The sequence below is a fragment of the Bacillus sp. PDNC022 genome, assembly GCF_016919285.1.
GTDB classification, from domain to species: domain Bacteria; phylum Bacillota; class Bacilli; order Bacillales; family Bacillaceae; genus Bacillus; species Bacillus safensis.
Map to the genome: position 1 here is coordinate 3,402,778 of NZ_CP070345.1, position 23,138 is coordinate 3,425,915.

The 23,138-nt window shown below is 39.9% G+C and carries 25 protein-coding genes; 23 read left to right on the top strand and 2 right to left on the bottom strand.

What is annotated here, in order from left to right; all coding sequences use genetic code 11:
• Nucleotides 1-54: 54 nt before the first annotated feature.
• The 18 genes from JVX94_RS17305 (at nucleotide 55) to JVX94_RS17390 (ending at nucleotide 16,567) form a co-directional block, all read left to right on the top strand.
• On the top strand, nucleotides 55-474 hold the full coding sequence (locus tag JVX94_RS17305; RefSeq protein WP_039181808.1) for a TIGR03826 family flagellar region protein: 420 nt from the start codon (nucleotides 55-57) through the stop codon (nucleotides 472-474).
• Nucleotides 475-553: 79 nt separating this feature from the next.
• Nucleotides 554-817 carry a flagellar biosynthesis anti-sigma factor FlgM gene (gene flgM / locus JVX94_RS17310; protein WP_095409676.1) on the top strand — a complete coding sequence of 88 codons (264 nt, stop codon included), beginning with the start codon at nucleotides 554-556 and terminating at the stop codon, nucleotides 815-817.
• A gap of 18 nt (nucleotides 818-835) precedes the next feature.
• Nucleotides 836-1,318: a flagellar protein FlgN gene (locus JVX94_RS17315; RefSeq protein ID WP_144472023.1), complete on the top strand. Its 483-nt coding sequence runs from the start codon at nucleotides 836-838 to the stop codon at nucleotides 1,316-1,318.
• A 15-nt stretch (nucleotides 1,319-1,333) separates the two neighbouring features.
• On the top strand, nucleotides 1,334-2,854 hold the full coding sequence (gene flgK / locus JVX94_RS17320) for a flagellar hook-associated protein FlgK (RefSeq protein WP_197197643.1): 1,521 nt from the start codon (nucleotides 1,334-1,336) through the stop codon (nucleotides 2,852-2,854).
• Nucleotides 2,855-2,863: 9 nt separating this feature from the next.
• Nucleotides 2,864-3,772, top strand: coding sequence for a flagellar hook-associated protein FlgL (flgL, locus tag JVX94_RS17325; protein WP_144472025.1), 909 nt, complete (start codon nucleotides 2,864-2,866; stop codon nucleotides 3,770-3,772).
• Nucleotides 3,773-3,818: 46 nt separating this feature from the next.
• Nucleotides 3,819-4,397, top strand: coding sequence for a DUF6470 family protein (locus tag JVX94_RS17330; protein WP_197197644.1), 579 nt, complete (start codon nucleotides 3,819-3,821; stop codon nucleotides 4,395-4,397).
• 28 nt (nucleotides 4,398-4,425) lie between these two features.
• Entirely contained in the window at nucleotides 4,426-4,860 is a 435-nt protein-coding gene (fliW, locus tag JVX94_RS17335; RefSeq protein WP_075611996.1) for a flagellar assembly protein FliW, read from the top strand.
• Nucleotides 4,854-5,078, top strand: coding sequence for a carbon storage regulator CsrA (gene csrA, locus JVX94_RS17340; protein ID WP_008360181.1), 225 nt, complete (start codon nucleotides 4,854-4,856; stop codon nucleotides 5,076-5,078). The genes fliW and csrA overlap by 7 nt, the downstream gene beginning before the upstream one ends.
• 161 nt (nucleotides 5,079-5,239) lie before the next feature.
• On the top strand, nucleotides 5,240-5,581 hold the full coding sequence (gene flaG, locus JVX94_RS17345) for a flagellar protein FlaG (RefSeq protein WP_034281093.1): 342 nt from the start codon (nucleotides 5,240-5,242) through the stop codon (nucleotides 5,579-5,581).
• A gap of 20 nt (nucleotides 5,582-5,601) precedes the next feature.
• Nucleotides 5,602-7,131 (top strand): flagellar hook-associated protein 2, encoded by a 1,530-nt coding sequence (locus JVX94_RS17350; protein WP_205183937.1) that lies wholly within the window; start codon nucleotides 5,602-5,604, stop codon nucleotides 7,129-7,131.
• A 17-nt stretch (nucleotides 7,132-7,148) separates the two neighbouring features.
• Complete coding sequence (gene fliS, locus JVX94_RS17355; protein WP_095409670.1) at nucleotides 7,149-7,553, top strand: flagellar export chaperone FliS; 405 nt, start codon at nucleotides 7,149-7,151, stop codon at nucleotides 7,551-7,553.
• Nucleotides 7,550-7,891 carry a flagellar protein FliT gene (gene fliT / locus JVX94_RS17360; RefSeq protein ID WP_205183939.1) on the top strand — a complete coding sequence of 114 codons (342 nt, stop codon included), beginning with the start codon at nucleotides 7,550-7,552 and terminating at the stop codon, nucleotides 7,889-7,891. The genes fliS and fliT overlap by 4 nt, the downstream gene beginning before the upstream one ends.
• Before the next feature lie 13 nt (nucleotides 7,892-7,904).
• Nucleotides 7,905-8,285, top strand: coding sequence for a DUF8042 domain-containing protein (locus JVX94_RS17365; protein WP_205183941.1), 381 nt, complete (start codon nucleotides 7,905-7,907; stop codon nucleotides 8,283-8,285).
• Between the two features lie 33 nt (nucleotides 8,286-8,318).
• Nucleotides 8,319-10,004, top strand: a complete 1,686-nt coding sequence (locus tag JVX94_RS17370; RefSeq protein WP_205183943.1) for a methyl-accepting chemotaxis protein — start codon at nucleotides 8,319-8,321, stop codon at nucleotides 10,002-10,004.
• A 188-nt stretch (nucleotides 10,005-10,192) separates the two neighbouring features.
• Entirely contained in the window at nucleotides 10,193-10,756 is a 564-nt protein-coding gene (hpf, locus tag JVX94_RS17375; RefSeq protein WP_024423608.1) for a ribosome hibernation-promoting factor, HPF/YfiA family, read from the top strand.
• 198 nt (nucleotides 10,757-10,954) lie between these two features.
• A complete protein-coding gene (secA, locus tag JVX94_RS17380) occupies nucleotides 10,955-13,480 on the top strand; it encodes a preprotein translocase subunit SecA (protein WP_205183945.1) in 2,526 nt (841 codons plus the stop codon).
• Between the two features lie 67 nt (nucleotides 13,481-13,547).
• Nucleotides 13,548-14,649 (top strand): peptide chain release factor 2 gene (prfB, locus tag JVX94_RS17385; protein WP_141211642.1). Its coding sequence is split into 2 segments (ribosomal slippage): nucleotides 13,548-13,619 and nucleotides 13,621-14,649, totalling 1,101 coding nucleotides; the frame shifts between segments, so codons are not numbered across the junction.
• Nucleotides 14,650-14,773: 124 nt separating this feature from the next.
• Nucleotides 14,774-16,567 (top strand): M3 family oligoendopeptidase, encoded by a 1,794-nt coding sequence (locus JVX94_RS17390; protein ID WP_144483662.1) that lies wholly within the window; start codon nucleotides 14,774-14,776, stop codon nucleotides 16,565-16,567.
• A gap of 183 nt (nucleotides 16,568-16,750) precedes the next feature.
• Here JVX94_RS17390 and JVX94_RS17395 read toward each other — a convergent pair whose 3' ends face one another.
• Nucleotides 16,751-17,485, bottom strand: a complete 735-nt coding sequence (locus JVX94_RS17395) for an alpha/beta family hydrolase (RefSeq protein WP_205183947.1) — start codon at nucleotides 17,483-17,485, stop codon at nucleotides 16,751-16,753.
• Between the two features lie 189 nt (nucleotides 17,486-17,674).
• On the opposite strand from JVX94_RS17395, the gene JVX94_RS17400 reads away from it, so the two are divergent.
• The 5 genes from JVX94_RS17400 (at nucleotide 17,675) to JVX94_RS17420 (ending at nucleotide 22,224) form a co-directional block, all read left to right on the top strand.
• Nucleotides 17,675-18,523, top strand: coding sequence for a YitT family protein (locus tag JVX94_RS17400; protein WP_095409663.1), 849 nt, complete (start codon nucleotides 17,675-17,677; stop codon nucleotides 18,521-18,523).
• A gap of 48 nt (nucleotides 18,524-18,571) precedes the next feature.
• A complete protein-coding gene (cccB, locus tag JVX94_RS17405) occupies nucleotides 18,572-18,901 on the top strand; it encodes a cytochrome c551 (protein WP_048237547.1) in 330 nt (109 codons plus the stop codon).
• 380 nt (nucleotides 18,902-19,281) lie between these two features.
• On the top strand, nucleotides 19,282-19,968 hold the full coding sequence (gene ftsE / locus JVX94_RS17410; RefSeq protein ID WP_024423601.1) for a cell division ATP-binding protein FtsE: 687 nt from the start codon (nucleotides 19,282-19,284) through the stop codon (nucleotides 19,966-19,968).
• Nucleotides 19,961-20,851, top strand: coding sequence for a permease-like cell division protein FtsX (gene ftsX, locus JVX94_RS17415; protein WP_048237545.1), 891 nt, complete (start codon nucleotides 19,961-19,963; stop codon nucleotides 20,849-20,851). Before ftsE ends, ftsX begins: the two co-directional genes overlap by 8 nt.
• A gap of 110 nt (nucleotides 20,852-20,961) precedes the next feature.
• Nucleotides 20,962-22,224: a murein hydrolase activator EnvC family protein gene (locus JVX94_RS17420; protein WP_095409662.1), complete on the top strand. Its 1,263-nt coding sequence runs from the start codon at nucleotides 20,962-20,964 to the stop codon at nucleotides 22,222-22,224.
• Nucleotides 22,225-22,273: 49 nt separating this feature from the next.
• On the opposite strand, the gene JVX94_RS17425 is transcribed toward JVX94_RS17420, so the two are convergent.
• A complete protein-coding gene (locus tag JVX94_RS17425; protein ID WP_024423598.1) occupies nucleotides 22,274-23,014 on the bottom strand; it encodes a sulfite exporter TauE/SafE family protein in 741 nt (246 codons plus the stop codon).
• Nucleotides 23,015-23,138: the final 124 nt, after the last annotated feature.

The window sequence follows — 23,138 nt, forward strand, 5'->3', positions numbered from 1 at the left end:
ATCATGATAATTAACCGATAATAAGTAAAGAAAATAACGTAAGGGGTTTTGGTTATGAATCAATTGGCAAACTGTCCACAATGTAATCAGCTATTTTTAAAAACCACCATCCAAACGGTTTGTAACAAATGCTATGAAGAAGAAGAACGTTCTTTTGATATCGTATATAAATTCTTGAGGAAGCAAAGTAATAGACAATCAACCATTGCTGAAATAGTAGATGCAACAGAAGTTGATGAAGAATTAATCTTGAAATTTATTCGTTTGAAAAGACTGCAAATTAGTCAATTTCCGAATATTAATTATCCTTGTGAAAGATGTGGCAAAGCGATCAGGAAAAACAAGCTATGCAGCCAATGTGAACAGGATATTCATTCGCAAATCAGCCAAATGAACCAGGAAGAGGAGCGTAAAAGGGAGATTGAATCTAGGAAAAAAGACACCTATTATGCCATTAATCCTAAAAACGACTGATTCCCTAAACTAAGTTGCAGTTTGGTCGATAAAATGGATAGAATCAAGACAGACTGTAACGGAAAGCGAGAGGAATCCCGTGAAAATTAATCGATATGGAACACAACCAGTAAATCCTTACAAGAAAACATATGAGAAACAAACGTTGCAATCGAATCAAGCAAAATCAACTGATAAAGTCGAAATTTCTAAAAAGGCAATCGAAATGCAAAAGGTGCCGAATATTATGAGAGAACGCCAAGATAAAATAGACCAACTTAAAAAAAGCATTGAAGCCGGAACATATCAAGTAGATACAAAAGGCATTGCAGATAAAATGCTGAATTTTTATAAACAACAATAACAAAAGGGAGCAGCGTGAATGTCAGTTAAAATAATTATTGAAGAACTGCATCGTCTCTATGGTTTGCATGAACAGCTTTTAAAGCTGTCTAAGGATAAAACAGAAATGCTGAAAAGCAATGAGATTGATGCTCTTTCAGAGGTTCTGAATTTAGAGCAAAAGTATATTCAGGCCATTTCTCAATTAGAAGAAAAACGAATTGAAGCGACCGTTCAATTTTTACAAAGTGATCAATCGCCAACCATTACTGCATGTATCGAGAAGGCTGAAGGTACAGATCAAGAAGAGCTCATTTCATTATATGAGAAACTAAATGACATCATGGTGGAACTAAAAGATGTAAATGAACTGAACAAGCAGCTTATTCAGCAGTCACTTCAATTTATTTCACTGACATTCGAGTTGGTTAACCCTAATAAAGAAAATATGAATTACGGACAAAATGGTCTTGAGAGTTCAAAGCCTAAACAGCAAAGGGCTTTGTTTGATTCAAAGGCGTAAACAAGGAGGATACCGATGGGTTCTACATTCATGGGATTAGAAACGGCAAAAAGAGGAATTACAGCCCAGCGTGCAGGGCTTTATGTCACATCAAACAACGTCTCCAATGCCAATACGGAGGGCTACTCAAGACAAAGAGTGACCTTTAAAGCAGAAAATCCTTATCCAGTCATTTCTGTTTATGATGGCAAGACGTATGGTCAAATGGGGACAGGTGTACAAGTTGGAACGGTTGAAAGAATTCGAGACAGCTTTTTAGATCTACAATATAGAGATCATAATAATAACTTATCTTACTACTCAACGAAGTCAGATGCTCTTTCACAGATGGAAGGGGTTATGAATGATTTGACGGATGAAGGCTTGAACAGAGCCTTTGATAACCTTTGGAAATCATTACAGGTCTTATCGGAATCAAAGAATGCTGATACGGCTTCTGCACGTACAGTTGTTAAAACAAGTGCACAGGCTTTAGTTGATCAATTCCGTCTGCTCAATTCTTCTTTAACAACGATACAAAAGAATTTGAAAACCGAACTCGATTCAACGGCCAAAGATGTAAACACTCTTTTATCTCAAATAGATGAAGTGAACAAACAGATTGCAGCAGTTGAGCCAAATGGTTATCTTCCAAATGATCTTTATGATACACGTGATACTTTGGTAGATCAATTATCCTCACTTGTTGATATTAAGGTCAGCTACAATCCACCTGGCGGTAATGCGCTCAAAATTGCTGAAGGAACTGTCAACATCGACATTATCGGTGCAAATGGACAATCCGCAGGAAACATTTTGAATGGTATTACGAACGAAAAGTCTGAACTGCAAATCTCTTACGATAATACAACGGGACTTGTTAATTCTCTTCAATTCGGAACAACAACCATTGCAGCGGATCAATTACAAGTGAACGGAAAAGTAAAAGCACTTGTTGAAGCTTACGGATACATGTCAAATGGTGCAGAAAAAGGCATGTACCCAGATATGCTTGCAGAGCTGGATGAAGTAGCAAAAGTCTTCATGGATACATTTAACGATGTACATAAGCAGGGGTACACGTTAACTGGTGCAAGTGGACAAGACTTTTTTGATATCGAGAATAACAATGAGTTGAATAAAGGTTTGGCAGCTCGTATTAAAGTGAGCGATGTCATTTTAGCATCAACAGATAATATTGCAGCATCTCTCAATCAAACACAAGGTGACGGTTCGAATGCTACGAAGTTAGCTAATATACAAGACTTAAAGTTGCCAATCGGCGGCAATACAACGACAATTCAGGATTATTACCAAAATGTCATTGCTGAGATGGGAGTACAAGGGAAAAAGAACATGACGCTTGAAAGCAGTTCAGCTGCTCTTGTCAATTCAGCCAATGAACGTAGAATGTCGACTAGCGCTGTCTCCATTGATGAAGAAATGACGAATATGATTCAATTTCAGCATGCATATAATGCGGCTGCGAGAATTATGACATTACAAGATGAAGTATTGGATAAGGTAATAAACGGCATGGGTGTCGTAGGAAGGTAGGGATAACGGATGCGAGTCACACAAGGTATGATTTCTCAAAACTCACTTCGAAATATTAGTAAAAGTTATGAAAAACTTTCTAAAATTAATGAGCAGGCACAAACAGGCAAACGTTTCACGAAAACGTCTGATGATCCTGTTGCAGCAGTAAAAAGCCTTCAATATAGCACAGCTCTGTTTCGAAATGAACAATATAAAAATAACTTAAATGAAGCACAAAACTGGATTGATACATCTGAAACAAGTGTCACTGAAATCATTGATATTATGTCAAATATACGAGATAAAGTGCTTGATGCGGCAAACGGAACAAAGCAGCCCGAAGATTTAGCAGCTATTGGAGTAGAAATTGGTCAGATGAAGAATCAAATCATTGATGCAATGAACACTCAAATGCTAGGTAAGTTCGTATTTAATGGGACGAATACAAATGTCAAACCAGTTGTTGAGAATGCAGACGGTACGTATACATTTAACTTCGAAAATTATACAGATGCGAATGCTGTTCAAGCGAATATTTCTGATGGTATCACTTTAAATGTAAACTCAAATCCAATCTCAGCGTTTGGTGGACAGGCCAGCGGTCAAAATGTCATTGAAATGCTGACTGATTTAGAAAACTCATTGAAAAATGGAACGTTCGCGAATTCTGATGATGCATTAGGAAGTATCGATCAGTTTAAAGAAGTGATGAGTGCTGAACGATCTGATCTAGGAGCGCGTTCGAATCGTGTTGACTTAGTAGGAAGTCGTTTGACTTCACAATTCGAAGTACTGAAAAATGCTAAATCAGATAATGAAGATGTTGAAAGTGAAAAGGCAATTCTTGATCTTCTTCAACAAGAGACGGTGAATAGAGCAGCTTTAGCGACAACAGCTAAAGTCATTCAGCCATCCCTTGTTGATTTCTTAAGATAATAAAAAGCATCCGATGGGTGCTTTTTTGCATCATGGAGGTGAACATATGCAAATCCCGAGATTGTTAATGCAGCAAACCTATGCAAAGCTTCAAATGTCGACAACTCCTTCCCGGCAAGAAGTAGAGCAGCCACGAGCGGACCTTGAGATTCAGCAGCCACGAGCTGTCATGGATATCAAAAGGACACCTTCGAAATTAACCATTGATCAAACCGAGGCATTTGCCGATATGGACATTAAGTCGATTTTTAGACGTTCTGAGGAATGGGCAGCTGAGGGGAAGCGTGCTGTTGGAGAAGGAATGGGTCGAAGAGCGGAAGAAGGAAGTGAACTCATCAAGATCGAGAATGGTGGGAATGCGATTGCTGAGTTTGCCAAAATCAATGGCAGTCCTCCAGCAAAACAATTCACCATTGGTGTGATACCTTCATTCTTTAGTGTGAAAATTCACTATCAGCCTTCTGAGCTTCAAATAAATGTGGAGCCACAAAAAGCTATCATAGAGGCAACACCTCATAAACCAATCGTTAACTACCAGCCAGGTAAGGTCAATATTGATATGTTACAATACCCAGAATTAAAAATAGAAGTTGACGAAACGGGCCAAAATGGTGATAAGGTATAGTTAAGAAAAACGAAAAAGGTCGTGAATTATGATCATTCAAACAAAATACCATGGTGAAGTGACAATCAAAGAGGAGCAAATCATTAACTTCTCTAACGGGATACCAGGATTTCTGGATCAAAAACAGTTTGTCATTTTGCCTTTATCAGAAGAGTCTCCATTTTTAGTTCTTCAATCATTGAAAAACTCGGCATTAGGCTTTATTGTCAGCAGCCCATTTTTATTCTTCAATCAATACGAATTTGATTTAGACGAAACGGTTGTAGACATTCTGGAAGTAGAAGATGCCAATGATGTGGAAGTAATGGTTATTTTAACAATGGAATCATCTATTGAAAAAACAACAGCCAATTTAAGAGCGCCTATTATTGTGAACCGGAAAAACATGAAAGCCAAGCAGGTGATTCTGCATGATTCAGCCTATCATACAAAACATTTATTAGAGGTGGCATCCTCATGTTAGTGCTGTCACGTAAATTAAACCAGTCGATTCAAATAGGCGATGATATTGAAGTCAAGATTATTTCAATTGAAGGCGATCAAGTGAAAGTCGGGATTGAGGCTCCTAAGCACATCGATATTCACAGGAAAGAAGTGTACCTGTCTATTCAAGAAGAGAACAATCGTGCTGCGAGTTTATCCTTAGATCTCCTCTCTCAATTATCCTCACAAAAAAAGTGAGGATTTTTTTATCGCATTCAGCTGTCCTTCTCCGTGTGAAAGCGTTACTATACAGATGTTCATGATCTATAGGAAACTTTAACAAATCGGTCCATCTATATTTAATTTGCAAATTCAAAGCCGATATAAAAGATAGATTAAAGCACAGGAGCTGAATAATTATGTCTGTTGGTAAGTTGACATCGCTAGAGCCAATTATCGATGCATTTCAAACCCGTGTTTCTAATAACCAGAATGACAATGTAAACTCTGACTCACAAGCAAATGGCAGGGCTGTTTCAAAAGAAGAAATTGAAAAAACGCTTCAAGGGGCAAACAAGCTCATTGAGCCTACTCAGTTTCATCTTCAATTCGAATTACATGAAAAACTCAATGAATATTATGTCAAAGTCGTAGATAACCAAACAGATGAAGTCATTAGAGAAATTCCTTCCAAGGAATGGCTTGATTTCTATGCGGCAATGACAGAAATTGTCGGTCTATTTGTAGATAAAAGAATGTAAATGAAGGGAGAACATAAATAATGGTCAATCGTATTACTGGATTTTCAAATGTGTTCGATATTGATGAAATCGTATCAAAGCTGATGAAAACGGAGCAAGCACCACTTGATACAATGACGCGCCGAAAACAAACACTTGAATGGCAAAGAGACAGCTATCGCGAGGTTAACTCGAAAATCAAAGAATTAGATGATTTGATCAACAGTTTAAACTTAACGCGTCCAAGTACATATGGCGCAAAAAAAGTGACAAGCTCTAATGAATCTGCTGTCACAGCAACTGGGTCAACAAATGCGACCTCTGGCTCTATTCATGTCACTCAACTAGCGACAGCTTCTGTCTTCAAATCCTCTGGTACATCTGGATTTACACCAGCAAATGGCACGTTTACGTTTGAAGTGACGACACCAGATGCAACAAAACCGAAAATGGTGACGATCAATACCTCTGATTCCGATACAATCGATGACATCGTGAAAAAGCTAAACAACGCGCAATTAGGTGTGACGGCTTACAAAGGCCAAATCTCTGATGGCACTAACTACGTGGATACAATTGCTCTTACTTCTCGGACAACTGGTGAGGGTGTCAGTATTAAAGCAGCTGATGGCAATTCAGCTTCATTTTTAACGCAATTAGGTTTCCAAGTAGATGGAGATAACAAATTAGTTGCGACCACTCAAGGACAGAAGGCGCAATACGAGATTAATGGCCTGAAAATGGAAAATAACAACAATACATTCACACAGGCTGATATTACGTACGAGCTTAAAGGAACCACAGATAAGCCCGTCAGCTTAAACGTATCAACAGATGTTGATGCAATATATGACAAAATTAAACAATTTGTTGATAAATACAATGAGCTCGTTGAGCAGATTAATGGTAAAGTCAATGAAAAGAAAAACAGAGACTATCAGCCATTAACGGCTGAAGAGAAAAAAGGGATGTCTGAAAAAGAAATAGAGCTATGGGAAACGACTGCGAAGTCTGGTTTGCTGAGAAGTGATTCCATTTTACGATCGGGTGCCTCTAAAATAAGAAGTGATTTGTATGCTAATATTACGACAAGTGATGCGAATAAAATCCAACTCACACAAATCGGTATTGAGACATCATCCAAGTATAAAGATGGCGGAAAGCTGGAATTTAGTAAGGATAGTAATGGAGTAGAGAAATTAAGAAAAGCTATTGAAGAAGACCCGGAGAAAGTCAGACAAATGTTTATCTCGGGTAGTTTAAATGTGGATTCAAAAGATAAAGACAAAGCACAGCAGCAATATCAAGAACAAGGAATCATTTATCGTGTGAAAAATTCCTTATCAGACTTTTCGAAAAGCATTCAAAAAAAGGCTGGCAGCACAACAATGGAATTAAAGGAATACGGACTTGGTAAGGACCTTGATTCTTTGACAAAACGAATGAGTACATTCCAAGATCGTTTAAAAATGGTGGAAGCCCGTTACTACAAAAAGTTTAACGCCATGGATAGTGCAATTCAAAAGCTAAACAACCAATCTGGCTACCTTTCTCAACTGCTTGGACAATAATTGGAGGTTTATAACATATGGCAATACAGAACCCTTATGCCGCCTATCAGAAAAATTCTATTGAGACCGCAACACCTGCCGAGTTGACGCTTATGCTTTATGAAGGCTGCTTAAAGTTCATCAGAATAGCGAAGCATGCCATTCAAAAAGAAGATGCAGAAACGAGAAACTTGAACCTGAAAAAGGCTCAAAACATCATTCAAGAATTAAATGTCACCTTAAATCGTTCCTATGACGTATCAAAGAGTATGGCAAGTATGTATGATTACATTTATCGCAGACTGATAGAAGCCAATCTTCAAAATGACGAAGAGATATTAACTGAAGTAGAAGAGTACGTAACTGATTTCCGTGATGCTTGGAAGGAAGTCATTCAAACCGATCGAAAAGGCCGTCACCACTCTATCGGGGGTTCTCTATGAGTATTGTGGACCAGCTGCATGATCAAACATTAAAAATGGCAGCCGCAATAGCGGAAAATCCGCAAAGTGAGACACTGGTTGAAGACTTTGAAGCCTTTTTAATTGAGAGAGACGAATTAATGAGAGATATACAGCATGAATTGACGGATCAAGAAAAAGAGAAAATCCGAGAAATCATACAAACAGATCAACAGATGGCGCAACAATTAACGGTTATCCAAAATGGGATAAAAGCAGATATTCAAGCCATTCAAAAAAAGAAAACAAAACAGCTGAATTATCAAAATCCATACCAGCCCATAACGAGTGACGGCGTATACTACGATAAACGGAAATAAATAGGTGAGACCTGTGGCATATCGTTCAAATGACTATATTTTATTAACCACATATTATGAACTTCTATATACGATAGAAGAGGGTCTAAAATATTTAGATGAAATTGAGAAGGATTTTGACAAAACAGAAGGGGATCGGATCTTTAATGATCTGATCCATGCCTTCTTTCACTTAGACACAACACATCCTCTTCTGCTTTCAATTATTGAAAATGAACACTTTACCAAAACGATTCGTTCGTTTGATCAATTATTTTTAAGTTTTGATATATTAGCTTTCTATACATTCCCTTCAAATAACTTCCAATCATTCCTGAAATCATATTTTATACCTGAATATAGAAAGTGGATGGATGAAATACATGCCTGTATGAGGCCGTATGTCATTCATTAATTTTTGTCCAATTCAGACCATTCGGAGGAAATTATGAGACTAAAAAATCAATTTTTATTTGGGCTTATTGTCATATGTGTATTGTTTATCAGTATGTTAGGATTCTCAAGCTTTCTCTATTACAAAACAGATCAATCCTATAAAGCGCTATTAAGCAAGGAAGTAAAGCTTTATCAGACCTCGCTGGAATTAGAGACGCTTCTGCAGAAGCAAGAAGCACAGATTAAAACATATGTCGTGGTACAAGATGCTGAAAATTTGCAGAAAATTGAGCAAACATATGAAGATATTAATAAGAAAACAACAGAAGCTTCGAAAATGAGTACGGTCAAACAAGCAAAAAATCTATTAGATCAAATCTCAGAAAAAAATTATCTCTACTACACCTCAACGAATCGATTATTTAATTCATTAAATATGCAAAATCAAAAAGAATTCAACACCCGCCTCAGTCAAGAATTACAACCTATCGAACAAGAAATACATACCTTAACAAAAGAATTCGCTCAAAACCAGCTAAAACAACGTGATCAAAAAATCAATCAGCTCAATCAAGATAGTAATCAATTATTGCTTACACTCATTCTTGTCAGTGCAGCGATTATTGTTGGCCTTTTGGTGATTGGGATCAGATTCGTTCATCGCATGACAAAACCAATTGTTTCTGTCACAAATGCCGCAAGAAGGATGGCAGATGGTGACCTTACCCTTGAAGAGATTGAAGTGACCTCTAAAAATGAAATTGGTCAACTCGGCACAGCCTTTAACCAAATGACAGCTCATTTGCGTCAGCTTATTTTGCAGGTGCAAAGTGGATCAAGACAGCTTGCTGAGTCTGCTGCTCAATTTGAGGAAACCATCAGTCAAACGTTATCGGCTAGTGAGCAGACATCTAGCTCGATTGAACAGGTTAGTGAAGCTTCACGTGAACAATCAGATGCGGTTGGAAAAGTTGCATCCGCCATTCAAGAAGTGTCGACTGGCATGCAAAATGCAGCTGTACACACGTCCGATGTTTCGGGTCACTCAATTTCAGTGACTGAAAAGGCTGAAGAGGGCGCGGCCCTTATTCAACAGTTTGTGAAACAAATGAGTTCTATTAAAGAGTCTGTGAATGAACACCATTCCACAATGACACATGTACAAGCGCAGTTTACAGGCATTCAAGACCTGTTAGGTCACATCCATGCCATCGCTGACCAGACGAATTTGCTTGCTTTAAACGCAGCCATAGAAGCAGCAAGGGCGGGAGAACATGGAAGAGGCTTTGCAGTTGTAGCAGATGAAGTGAGGAAGCTGGCAGAAGAATCTAGTCAGCTGACAGATCAAATTAGTCAATTACTCGAGAACGTGAACAAAGATACAGAAAAGTCATCACAATCGATGACGAAGGTTGAGCGTGATGTAGCAGAGGGTGTAAAAGTATCACAATTATCTGAACAGAGCTTCCATGAAATCCTGGAATCTATTCGTGATATTTCAATGAAAGCAGAAGAGCTGTCAGCCACTGCAGAACAAATTTCTGCTAGTACAGAGGAAATTTCTCAAACGGTTGGTGTCATTGAAGAAGGTGCCAAACGAAACTCAGAAGAGACAGAGTACATGTCTGCTGCTGTTGAGGAATCATTAGCGGCCAATGAAGAGATGAAAGCCGCTGCGGAGGATTTAAAATCCTTATCTCAATCGTTGAAAACATCGATTTCATCTTTTACCATTTAACGTGCGCTGGTCTTTTTCAAGAATCAGCCGAATATATATTCATCACCTATCAAGCAACAGTTGAAGCACCGCAAAATTCGACAAATTTCAATAAATATTCACATTTTTTTTACGTTTGAGCAGGAGAAAAGGAGGGAAAAGTAGAAATAGGTTTACATATCCTTAATTTTAAAGGAGGCGTTCTTTACATGAATTACAATGTCAGAGGAGAAAACATCGATGTAACACCTGCACTAAGAGATCATGTCGAGAAAAAAATTGGAAAGCTGGAGCGTTATTTTGAGACAGACGTCGATGCTTCAGTCAACGTGAACTTGAAGTTTTATAACGATCAAGAATCTAAAGTTGAGGTTACCATTCCAATGACTGATCTAGCACTTCGAGCTGAGGTGCATAATGAGGATATGTACAATGCAGTAGACCTAGCAGCCAGTAAATTAGAACGTCAAATTAGAAAGCACAAAACAAAAGTAAACCGTAAATTCCGCGAGCAAGGTGCCAAAAAGCACTTATTTGCTGGAGGAAATGGTACGGCTGAAGTAGCAGTTCAAGATGACGAAGAGATTGATGAAACAGAAATCGTCAGACAAAAGCGTTTCAACTTAAAACCGATGGATAGTGAAGAGGCTATTCTCCAAATGAACATGTTAGGTCATAGTTTCTTCGTTTTCACAAATGCTGAGACAAATTTGACCAATGTGGTGTATCGCCGAAATGACGGTAAATATGGACTTATTGAGCCAAACGCCTAAACATCAGTTGATGCTGATTCAAAAACAACCTAAATAAAGTAAACCCGTTCCTTTCAAAAGGGGCGGGTTTTTTGTGCGAAATTATGGCAAATTCTTTGGAAATGAAAGAAGGTATGGTATGATAAATGCAGGTAAATATGGACCTGTCAAACTTTTGGACATGCCGAAAAATTGCATGAAATAGAGGAGCGTTATTATATGCTTGGAATCTTAAATAAAGTGTTTGATCCTACGAAACGTACGATCAGCCGATATGAAAAAAAGGCAAATGAAATCGAAGCTCTCGCTCAAGATTTTGAAAAATTATCTGACGAGGCTTTACGAAATAAAACGATTGAATTTAAAGAAAAACTTGAAAAAGGACAATCTGTGGATGACCTGTTGGTGGAAGCATTTGCTACGGTTCGCGAGGCATCCCGCCGCGTGACAGGAATGTACCCATTTAAGGTGCAGCTCATGGGGGGAATCGCGCTTCACGAAGGCAACATCTCTGAAATGAAAACTGGTGAAGGTAAAACGCTGACATCAACAATGCCTGTTTATTTAAATGCTCTTTCTGGAAAAGGCGTCCACATCGTGACAGTCAACGAATATTTGGCAAGCCGTGATGCGCAGGAAATGGGTAAAATTTTTGAATTTCTTGGTTTAACGGTCGGCTTAAACTTAAACAACTTAGACAAAGATGAAAAAAGAGAAGCGTACGCCGCTGATATCACGTATTCAACAAACAATGAACTCGGCTTTGACTATTTACGAGATAACATGGTGCTTTACAAAGAGCAGATGGTTCAAAGACCACTTCATTATGCCGTGATCGATGAGGTTGACTCCATCTTAATTGACGAAGCGAGAACACCTCTTATTATTTCTGGACAAGCTGCGAAATCAACAAAGCTTTACGTACAAGCCAATGCATTTGTCCGTACATTAAAAATAGAAGATGATTTCACGTATGATATTAAAACAAAAAGTGTGCAATTGACTGAAAGCGGAATGACGAAGGCGGAAAAAGCATTCGGCATCGAGAACCTGTTTGATGTCAAACATGTCGCGTTGAACCATCACATTGCTCAGGCGCTGAAGGCACATGTTGCGATGCAAAAAGACGTGGATTATGTGGTAGAAGAAGGCCAAGTAGTCATCGTTGACTCCTTCACAGGTCGTTTAATGAAGGGACGCCGTTATAGTGAAGGTCTGCATCAAGCCATCGAGGCAAAAGAAGGTCTCGAAGTGCAGAACGAAAGCATGACACTAGCAACAATTACGTTCCAGAACTACTTCCGTATGTATGAAAAGTTATCGGGTATGACTGGTACAGCAAAAACGGAAGAAGAAGAATTCCGTAACATTTACAACATGCAGGTTGTAACAATCCCGACCAATCAACCAGTGGTTCGTGACGACAGACCTGATTTAATTTACCGCACAATGGATGGTAAATTTAAAGCAGTGGCTGAAGATGTTGCGCAGCGCTATATGACAGGACAGCCAGTTCTTGTCGGAACAGTAGCAGTTGAGACATCTGAGCTTATTTCTAAGCTGCTTAAAAATAAAGGCATTCCTCATCAAGTGTTGAACGCGAAAAACCATGAGCGTGAAGCACAAATTATTGAAGAGGCTGGTCAAAAAGGTGCTGTGACCATTGCGACAAACATGGCAGGACGTGGTACAGACATCAAGCTTGGCGAAGGTGTAAAAGAACTTGGAGGTCTGGCTGTTATCGGGACAGAGCGTCATGAATCCCGTCGTATTGATAACCAGCTTCGCGGACGTTCTGGCCGTCAAGGAGACCCAGGAATTACCCAATTCTATCTCTCCATGGAAGACGAATTGATGCGCCGATTTGGTGCAGAGCGGACAATGGCGATGCTTGACCGCTTTGGCATGGATGACTCTACACCAATCCAAAGTAAAATGGTGTCTAAAGCCGTTGAATCATCTCAAAAACGTGTGGAAGGGAACAACTTTGATTCCCGTAAGCAGCTTCTGCAATATGACGATGTGCTTCGTCAACAGCGTGAAGTGATCTACAAACAACGTTTTGAAGTTATCGATTCTGACAATTTAAAATCAATTGTCATCAATATGATCCAATCTTCAATTGAGCGTGCTGTGGGATCTTATACGCCAAAAGAAGAGCTGCCTGAAGAATGGAAACTAGATGGTCTTGTTGAATTAATCAACACGAACTATTTAGACGAAGGGGCCATTACGGTCAAAGATATCTTCGGTAAAGAAGCAGATGAAATCACAACTTTCATCATGAATCGTATTAAAGAAAAATACGATGCAAAAGAAGAAACATTTGGCGAGGAACAAATGCGGGAATTTGAAAAAGTCATCGTTCTTCGTGCGGTGGATTCGAAGTGGATGGACCATATCGATGCAATGGATCAGCTGCGTCAAGGTATTCATTTACGTGCGTATGCACAAACGAATCCGCTTCGTGAGTACCAAATGGAAGGATTTGCGATGTTTGAGCATATGGTTGCTTCAATTGAAGATGACGTGGCCAAGTATGTCTTGAAATCAGAAATCCAAAACAACCTAGAACGTGAAGAAGTGGTTCAAGGACAAACAACGGCTCATCAGCCACAAGAGGGCGATGAGGAGAAGACAGTGAAGAAGAAGCCGGTGCGTAAAGTCGTAGACATTGGACGAAACTCTCCATGTCACTGCGGAAGCGGCAAGAAATATAAAAATTGTCATGGGAAGACAGAATAAGTAATGGAAAGAGGTGAAAACCTCTTTCTATTCATGTCAGCCCCCATACATCTATGAGGTGAAGGATATGGAATTAGTAGAAATTAGACAAGAGCTTGAAAATATGGCTAGCAGGCTAGCTGATTTTAGGGGGTCTCTTTGACTTAGAAACAAAAGAGGCCAAAATCGCAGAGCTTGAAGCGACGATGTCAGAGGCTGATTTTTGGAATGATCAGCAAAAGGCTCAAGGCGTTATCAATGAAGCCAATGCACTGAAGGATTCTGTGAATTCCTATCATGAGCTTAGTGAATCGCATGAAGAACTGCAAATGACGCATGACTTATTAAAGGAAGATTATGACGATGAGCTTCATGCAGAACTTGAAAAAGAGCTGAAGAACTTAACGAAGCAGTTTAATGAATTTGAGCTGCAGCTTCTTTTAAGCGAACCATATGATAAAAACAACGCCATTCTTGAGCTTCACCCAGGTGCAGGCGGTACTGAATCACAGGATTGGGGTTCTATGCTTCTGAGAATGTACACTCGCTGGGCAGAGCGCAGAGGCTTTAAGGTCGAAACGCTTGATTATCTTCCAGGTGATGAAGCAGGAATTAAGTCTGTAACTTTGCTTATCAAAGGGCATAACGCGTACGGTTACTTAAAAGCAGAAAAAGGTGTCCATCGTTTGGTCCGTATTTCTCCTTTTGATTCATCTGGCCGTAGACATACATCCTTCGTTTCCTGTGATGTCATGCCGGAATTCAATGAAGAAATTGATATTGATATTCGGACAGAGGATATTAAGGTGGATACGTATCGTGCAAGCGGAGCTGGTGGGCAGCACGTCAATACGACGGACTCTGCCGTTCGTATCACACACATTCCAACCAATGTCGTCGTGACGTGCCAAACAGAAAGATCACAAATCAAAAACAGAGAACGTGCGATGAAAATGCTGAAATCGAAACTTTATCAAAAACGGATCGAAGAACAGCAGGCAGAATTGGATGAAATCAGAGGAGAGCAGAAAGAAATTGGCTGGGGTAGCCAAATTCGCTCTTATGTATTCCACCCTTATTCTCTTGTGAAAGACCATCGAACCAATACGGAGATGGGTAATGTTCAAGCGGTGATGGATGGAGATTTAGATTCATTTATCGATGCTTACCTACGTTCGAAATTATCATAAAAACTCGGCTTCTTGCCGGGTTTTTTTAATTGTGAGAAAATATAATGAATATAAAGGAATACATACGACATACTGATTCTATATCCTTTGTATGATGAAATTAGCAAATAAAGGGGGAAATATTTTGGGATTAACACCATTGCAAGAAACGTGGGATTTAGATGCCTTTTTTAAAGGAGGCAGCTCTTCACCAGAATTTAAGACATACCTGCAAAACATTCAGCAGCTATTAGATGAATTACGACAAAAGGTAGATGCCTTTTCAAAAGAAGATACACACATTGAAAGTGAATTAACGTCTGTCCTTGACACGTATGAAACTACATATAAAAAATTGTCTCAAGCAGGTTCATTTGTATCCTGTCTTCAAGCTCAAAATACGAAGGATACGAAGGCAGGCAGCCTTCGAGGTGCGATTGCCAAGCTGGAAGCTGATTTAGGAACCATCCTTGCACTGTTTGACCAAGCGCTTGCTGCTATCCCTGCAAACAAGTGGGAAGAACTGATCAATTCTGCAGCCTTTTCAGATGTCCGCTACATATTAAATGAGCGAAGAGATCGTGTGAAGGATCAATTACCTGTTGAACAAGAAACGCTGATTCAAAAGCTAGCTGTTGATGGGTACCATGCGTGGGATGATCTTTATTCCAGCTTAGTGAATAAAATTACCATTCCGTTTGAACAGAATGGTGAAACGCAGATGATCTCTGTTGGCCAAGCGGAAAATGCCATGGATGATTCAGATCGTGAAGTCAGAAAGGCTGTTTACCACAACCTAGAGCATGCATGGACGCAGGATGAACATTTATTTGCTAGTACGCTCAATCACCTTGCTGGTTTTCGTTTGCAAGTGTATGAAGCAAGAGGCTGGGATCACATTTTAAAAGAACCGCTTGATATTTGTCGGATGAAACAAGAAACACTTGATGCGATGTGGTCTGTGATTGATGAACATAAGCAGCCATTCATTGATTATTTACACCGAAAAGCCGATATGCTTGGAGTGGATAAACTGAGTTGGTTCGATGTTGGGGCTCCTATCGGCAGTGAGACCAAAATCTACCCTTATGAAGAAGCAGCTGCTTTTATTGTGAAACATTTCGCTGGATTTGGAGAAGAGCTTGCTGCTTTTACAGAAAAAGCCTTTAACGAACGCTGGGTAGAAGCTGAGGACCGTCCAAACAAACGGGTAGGCGGCTTTTGTACAAATTTCCCTGACAGCGGAGAGTCACGCATTTTTATGACTTTCTCAGGAAGTCCATCCAATGTGGCGACACTAGCGCATGAGCTTGGTCATTCGTTCCATCAGGAAGTGATGCAGGATGTTCGCATTCTGAATCGCAAATACGCAATGAATGTAGCTGAAACAGCGTCGACATTCGCAGAAATGATTGTGGCTGATGCCTCATTAAAAGAAGCGGCAAATGAAGAGGAGCGTCTCAGCTTGTTAGAGGATAAGCTGCAGCGCAGTGTAGCATTCTTCATGAACATTCAATCTCGTTTCTTATTTGAACAGCGATTTTATGAAGAGCGTAAACAAGGAGAAGTGCCGGCTGACCGGTTGAATGAACTGATGGTCGAAGCGCAGAAGGAAGCGTTCGGTGACTCATTAGATGAATACCATCCGCATTTCTGGGCGTCTAAGCTGCATTTCCATATCACGAATGTTCCGTTTTATAATTTCCCATACACCTTTGGATACATGTTCTCGTTAGGAATTTATGCAAAAGCATTGCAGGCTGGTACATCGTTTGAAGAGAAATACATTGCATTATTAAAGGATACTGCTTCAATGACAGTGGAGGATTTAGCTAATAAGCATCTAGGCGTGGATCTTACCCAAAAAGCATTTTGGGAAGAAGCCATTCGTTTGGCTGTAGCAGATGCTGAGGAATTTTTAGAAGCGACAAAAAAATAAAAATGAAAAGCTCCTATAATAGGAGCTTTCAGATTGTTGAAAAAGGGCTAAAATGATCTTTATTTTAGCCCTTTGTCTTCTTTTTTCAGTGTGATAGAAAACCTTTGAAATCTAGGAAGGATGAGCACCAGAACGCAGACCTGACAACGGATGCGAGGGCTTGTCTACACACTGAAGCTCCCATTACGGGAGCTTTTTTGCTGGCTTCAACCAATCAAGCATTGTCTGAATGAGATCATTTTGCTGTGATAGGGCTGGAATGTCCGCAGGGTGATCACCTTTTTGTTTGCCGTACATGCCAAACTGCGCATGATTCCCGCCTTTTATTTCATGATAAACGGTTTGAGACGGCAGATTTGTTTTCGACTTTTTGATTTTCACTTGTGTTGCCAGCCCATCCTTTTCACCTGAAATAGAAAGGACTTTCATTGAAGATTGTTTCAGGTCATCTGATGCTGGATAAGACGCTAGGAAAAAGAGTCCGTCGAGCTTGCTCTGATTTTTTTCTGCAAACATAGAGGCAGCTGCCCCGCCAAGTGAATGTCCGCCAATATACCAGTGTTTGATCGATTGGTGATCTTTGATGATATCCTGCGCTTTGTTTGGTTTGAAGATCGCAAAGGCAAATGGCATGTCAGGGATAAAGACAGAGTAGCCTTTTTTCATCAGCGTATCCCCGATATAGGCATACGCAAGTGGTTCCACCTTTGCCCCAGGATAGAGAATGATGCCAGTATCACTTTTTGGTGCTTCAAATGTATAAACATTATTTTTATGTTCCACTTGCTCAATGTTCACCTGTTTTTTTAATGCTTCTGATGGTCCATATGTAAAGCGGCTCCATGTATAGAAAGCACCAAAAGCTAAGATGATCAGTGCAAGTAATGTCATACTTGTTATCTTCAGTATTTTCTTCATCGCATGCCCCTTCTTTCTCATGTACATATTAAATATACCATCATTTACTCCTATGCCAACCGGCAAGTGCGCTGATCCGTCTGTGTGATAAAGTATTAATCCATTAGCACTGCATTTGGCTGTTATTTACAATCGTTTTGAGAGGGCTTAAAATAGGTGTGCATTCAGAAGTAACGGAGGAAGAAAGACATGAAGCAGGGACATTCACAATTTTGGATCGAAGTGAAAAATTATTTGTTGATTTTAATCGGATCAGCCATCGTGGCGATTGGATTTAATACGTTATTATTGCCGAATCAGATTGCAGCAGGTGGTGTGAGCGGAATTAGTACCATCATGCAGTCATTCGGTTTTGAAGCGGCGTATGTGCAATGGGGGCTTAATATTCCGCTGTTTATCGCTGGCTTTTATTTATTAGGTGGTACATTTGGAGTGAAAACACTCGTCGGCTCGATTTTTTTACCTTTCATGGTGTTTGTCACAAGACACATTGCACCTGTCACACATGAAGCGCTGCTAGCGGCTATTTTTGGCGGTGTGGTCATTGGGATCGGAATAGGGCTCGTGTTCCTTGGAAATGGATCAACGGGTGGAACGGCACTCGCTGCCAAAATCATCAATAAGTACACAGGACTTACGCTAGGAACCTGTTTAGCGATGATGGATGGCTTGATTGTTCTGGCTGCGATGACGGTCTTTGGAATCGAAGAGGGGCTGTACGCGGTCATTGGTGTGTTTATTTCTAGTAAAACGATTGATGTCGTACAGGCTGGCTTCAGTCATTCGAAAATGGCGATGATCATTACAGGGCATGAAGATGAGGTCAGACAGGCGGTTTTTGATCAAATTGACCGCGGTGTGACGAAGATTTCAGCAGTCGGAGGATATACTGATCATGACCGCCCGATTTTGATGTGTGTCGTTGGGCAGTCACAATTCACAAAGTTGAAACAAGTAGTGAAAGCAATCGATGCATCAGCATTTGTCATCGTGATGGATGCAAAAGAGGTGCTTGGTGAGGGTTTTAAAAGGGCGTAAACAAGGATATAATAGCGTTGACCAAATGATTGTAAGGGAGGGAAATAGATGAAAAAAGGCGGATTAACGATGCTATTTGCAGCGATGCTTCTTGTTCTCGCGGCTTGTGGAGGAAATTCAAACAGCAGTGACAAAGAAGGCAGCAAAAGTGCATCATCTGTGAGCAGTGGTGAGGAGATCTATCAGCAAAACTGTATTGGCTGTCATGGGAAAGACCTATCTGGCGGAGGCGGACCAAGCCTGAAAGAAGTAGGGAAGAAATATAATGAAAGCCAAATCGCAGATATTGCGCAAAACGGTAAAGGCTCTATGCCAAGCGGAATGGTAGATGAAAAACAAGCAAAAGAAGTAGCGAAATGGCTTGCAGAGAAAAAATAAAACCTTTGTCTAATCGACAAGGTTTTTTGTTTTTTATATGTAGAAAAAGACTTTTAAATAGTATGAAAACGTATTATATTTAATTTTATTTAAAAAATAAGGGTATAAAGGCATGTTTTTCGGTTTTGATTGTTCTATTTACCTTTTATTTATAAGTTTTGAAATATAAATGTAATACCATTGCGTCGATTCATGACGTATAATTGGAGTTGTTGAAATTTAGACGATTCAATTTTTTCATCTTTTTGGATGAAAAGGACATAAATTGTTAGTAAGTATCGAAGGGTATGTGCGTGACCATACATAAGTTTTTTGACGAGAAGTGTCAAAACATCATGATAAGCTGTTAGTCAGCGAATAAGAAAAGATTAGGTGATTACATGATTCAAATGAAGGAAGTCTACAAGATCTATCCTAATGGTGTAAAGGCGATCAATGGAATCAATGTCTCTATCCATCCAGGAGAGTTTGTGTATGTTGTTGGTCCCAGTGGTGCTGGTAAATCCACTTTCATCAAAATGATGTATCGTGAAGAGAAGCCAACCAAAGGGCAAATCTTAATTAATAACAAAGATTTAGGCTCAATGAAGGAAAAAGAAATTCCTTACGTAAGAAGAGAAATTGGCGTAGTATTCCAAGATTTCAAGCTGCTTCCAACTCTTACTGTGTTTGAGAACGTAGCATTTGCTCTTGAAGTGATTGGTGAGCAGCCTCATATCATTAAGAAAAAAGTGCTTGATGTTCTCGATCTGGTCCAGCTCAAGCACAGAGCGCGCCAATTCCCTGACCAGCTGTCTGGCGGTGAACAGCAGCGTGTATCTATCGCTCGATCGATCGTCAATAGTCCTGAGGTCGTCATTGCAGATGAGCCGACAGGAAACCTTGATCCAGACACTTCTTGGGAAATCATGAAGACGCTCGAAGAGATTAATAACCGCGGAACAACAGTGGTTATGGCGACACACAACAAAGAAATTGTAAACACCATGAAGAAACGCGTCATCGCAATCGAAGATGGAATGATTGTGCGTGACGAAGCAAGAGGGGAGTACGGAATTTATGATTAAAACTCTCTCGCGGCATTTACGTGAGAGCTTCCGTTCACTAGGAAGAAACACGTGGATGACTTTTGCATCAATTAGTGCGGTGACTGTCACATTGATTTTAGTTGGGGTTTTCCTTGTGATTATGCTCAACTTGAATAACATGGCATCAAACGCTGAAAAAGAAGTAGAAGTAAAAGTATTAATCGAATTAACGGCGAATCAAAAGCAGCAGGATGAATTAAAAGCAGAAATTGAAAAGATTCCTGAAATCAGTAATGTGAAGTACTCATCTAAGGATGACGAACTGAAAGCACTGATTAAAAGCTTCGGAGAAAATGGACAATCCATGGGACTTGTTGATCAAGAAAATCCATTAAACGATGCGTTTATTGTGAAAACAACAGATCCTCACGATACACCAAAAGTAGCGAAGAAATTAGAAAAACTAAAGGGTACATATAAAGTAACCTATGGGAAAGAAGAGGTCAGCCGACTCTTTAATGTAGTCGGAGTAGCGCGTAATGTTGGTATTGTGCTCATTATTGGGCTGTTATTTACAGCTATGTTCTTAATCTCCAATACGATCAAAATTACGATTTTTGCTAGACGCAAAGAAATTGAGATTATGAAGCTGGTAGGTGCAACGAACTGGTTTATCCGCTGGCCATTCTTCATTGAAGGATTATTGCTTGGTGTATTTGGTTCCATTATACCAATTGCCCTATTGCTTGGCACATATCAATATGCAGTCGGCTGGGTCGCACCGAGAGTACAAGGCTCATTTATTTCACTGCTTCCATATAACCCGTTTGTCTATCAAGTATCATTGGTTCTACTATTGATTGGTGCAATCATTGGTGTATGGGGAAGCTTAACGTCTATCCGTAAATTCTTAAAAGTATAAATATATTTTGATGGCAGCATTCGAGAATTCTATAGAAGAAGTGACCGGTTGATCCGATTCATCCGGTCGGCTCTTCATGTCGACAGTTGTCATGGGAGGGGAATATCGTTTTGAAAAGAAAGCTGATGATGGCTGGAATGGCAGCGTTTATTGGAACAACGTGGCTATACATTCCAGGGAACGAGAATCGTGCATTCGCATACGAAGACCTAGATCAAAAACGTCAACAAATCGAAGAGAAAACATCGAAGACTGAATCAAGCATGAAGAAGAAGAAGTCAGAGCTGGCAAAGCTTGAAAAGAAAGAATCAAAGCTCAAGAAAGAAATTGAACAAATTGATCAAAAGGTAAGTACTGCAACTGAAAAAGTCGCTGAAAAAGAAAAAGAAGTTAAACAAACGAAGCAAGAGATCAAGAAGCTAAAAAAAGACATTCAAGTCATCAATGAGCGAATTGAAAAGAGAAAAGCCATTTTCAAAGACCGAATTCGTTCCATGCAAAAAAGCGGCGGTACGATCAACTATTTAGATGTGCTGCTAGGTGCTCGCAGCTTTAGTGATTTTGTCGGTCGTGTTGGGGCTGTCACAACCATTGTCGAAGCAGACAAAGACATGATTACAGAACATGAAAATGATTTAAAGCTGGTGGAGCAAAAAGAAGCAGAGCTAAATAATCAGCTAAGTGGACTTGAAACATCTCTGAAAGAGCTAGAAGCACTGAAAAAAGATTTATCTAAGAAGCAAAAAGAAAAAGAAAACATTCTAGGTGATGTGACTGATAAAAAAAATCATGCACATGATGAACTAGGCAAGCTTGAGAATGAACAAGAAATCCTAGCGAATCAAAAAGCGGCTGTAAAGTCTGAGGAAGCACACCGACAAAAGGAAGAAGCGAAGAAAGCAAAACAAGCAGCTGAAAAAAATGTACCTGCACCTCACAGCGGCGGCTCAGATCAAGTATCTGATACACCAGCAAGCAGCTCAGGTTTTATTAAACCAGCTGCTGGCCGATTCTCATCTGGCTTTGGCGGACGTTCTGGTGGAAACCACTTCGGATTAGATATTGCAGCAAAGGGCACAGTTCCTGTTTATGCAGCAGCATCTGGAACAGTCACGAACTCAAGCTACTCATCGAGCTACGGAAATGTTGTGTTCATTACGCACAATATCAATGGACAGACCTATCAAACCGTATATGCCCATCTGTCTACAAGAAGTGTGTCAACAGGACAGAGAGTCGAACAAGGAGAATTCCTTGGATATATGGGAAATACCGGCCAATCGCATGGTCAGCATCTTCACTTTGAAATTCATAAAGGATTATGGAATGGCGCAAAATCAAATGCAGTCAATCCAGCGCAATATATCCGCTAATCAAAAAGCCGATAACATGATGTTATCGGCTTTTTTAGTCTAGATCGAATTAAAATAACAGCAGTAATCCGGCAATAATAGGTGTTAACAGAACAGCTGATTTCAATAAGAGCTTTGGTGCAAGGCGTGTGAATTTCGCGCCGATAAATGCGCCTAATACGGTTCCAATTAAAATTTGGATCAGCAAGATAAAATCAACATAGCCCTCTGAAATATACCCAATTCCACCGCCGATGGAAATCGGAATAATGACAAGCATTGTCGTGCCAACAGCTTGCCGAATCGACAGCTTCAGTAAAATCAAAAGCCCTACTTGAATAAATGGTGCAGACCCGATACCAAACATGCCTGACAGCATCCCTGACACAAGGCCTAAAATAATGCCTCTTGTCATCAGCTGACGTGAAGAAAGCGGCTGCTGTTCAGCCTCCTCATTAAGAACAAATAGTTTGATCATCATAAAAACAGCGGATAAAAAGAGCATCCCGGCTGTTAAATAGTGCAGACTCTCTTCTGGAATAAAAGGAGCAACCTTAGCCCCAGCAAAAGAAGCAATACAAGCCAGAGCTCCGACAATTAAACCAGATTTCAGCTGAATGTTCCCTTCCCGGTAGTGGCTGTATGCACCTGATAGTGTCGTAAATGCCATGGCGGCTAATGACGTCCCGAGTGCTGTATGGATAGGGATATCAAAAATTAACGTAAGCAATGCGATGACAAATCCTGCCCCGCCTGCTCCTACAAAACCTAATAAAATTCCTAATAAAAGCATCGTCAAGATAATATACATAGCGAAGACTCCTTCTCAATCATAACAAAATAAAAATTACACCTAATAAAATGATTCGTCAAGCCTTCACGGGAGAATGTCTTTACATGAAATCCCTTCTTCTGGCATATAATAACTCAGGTCA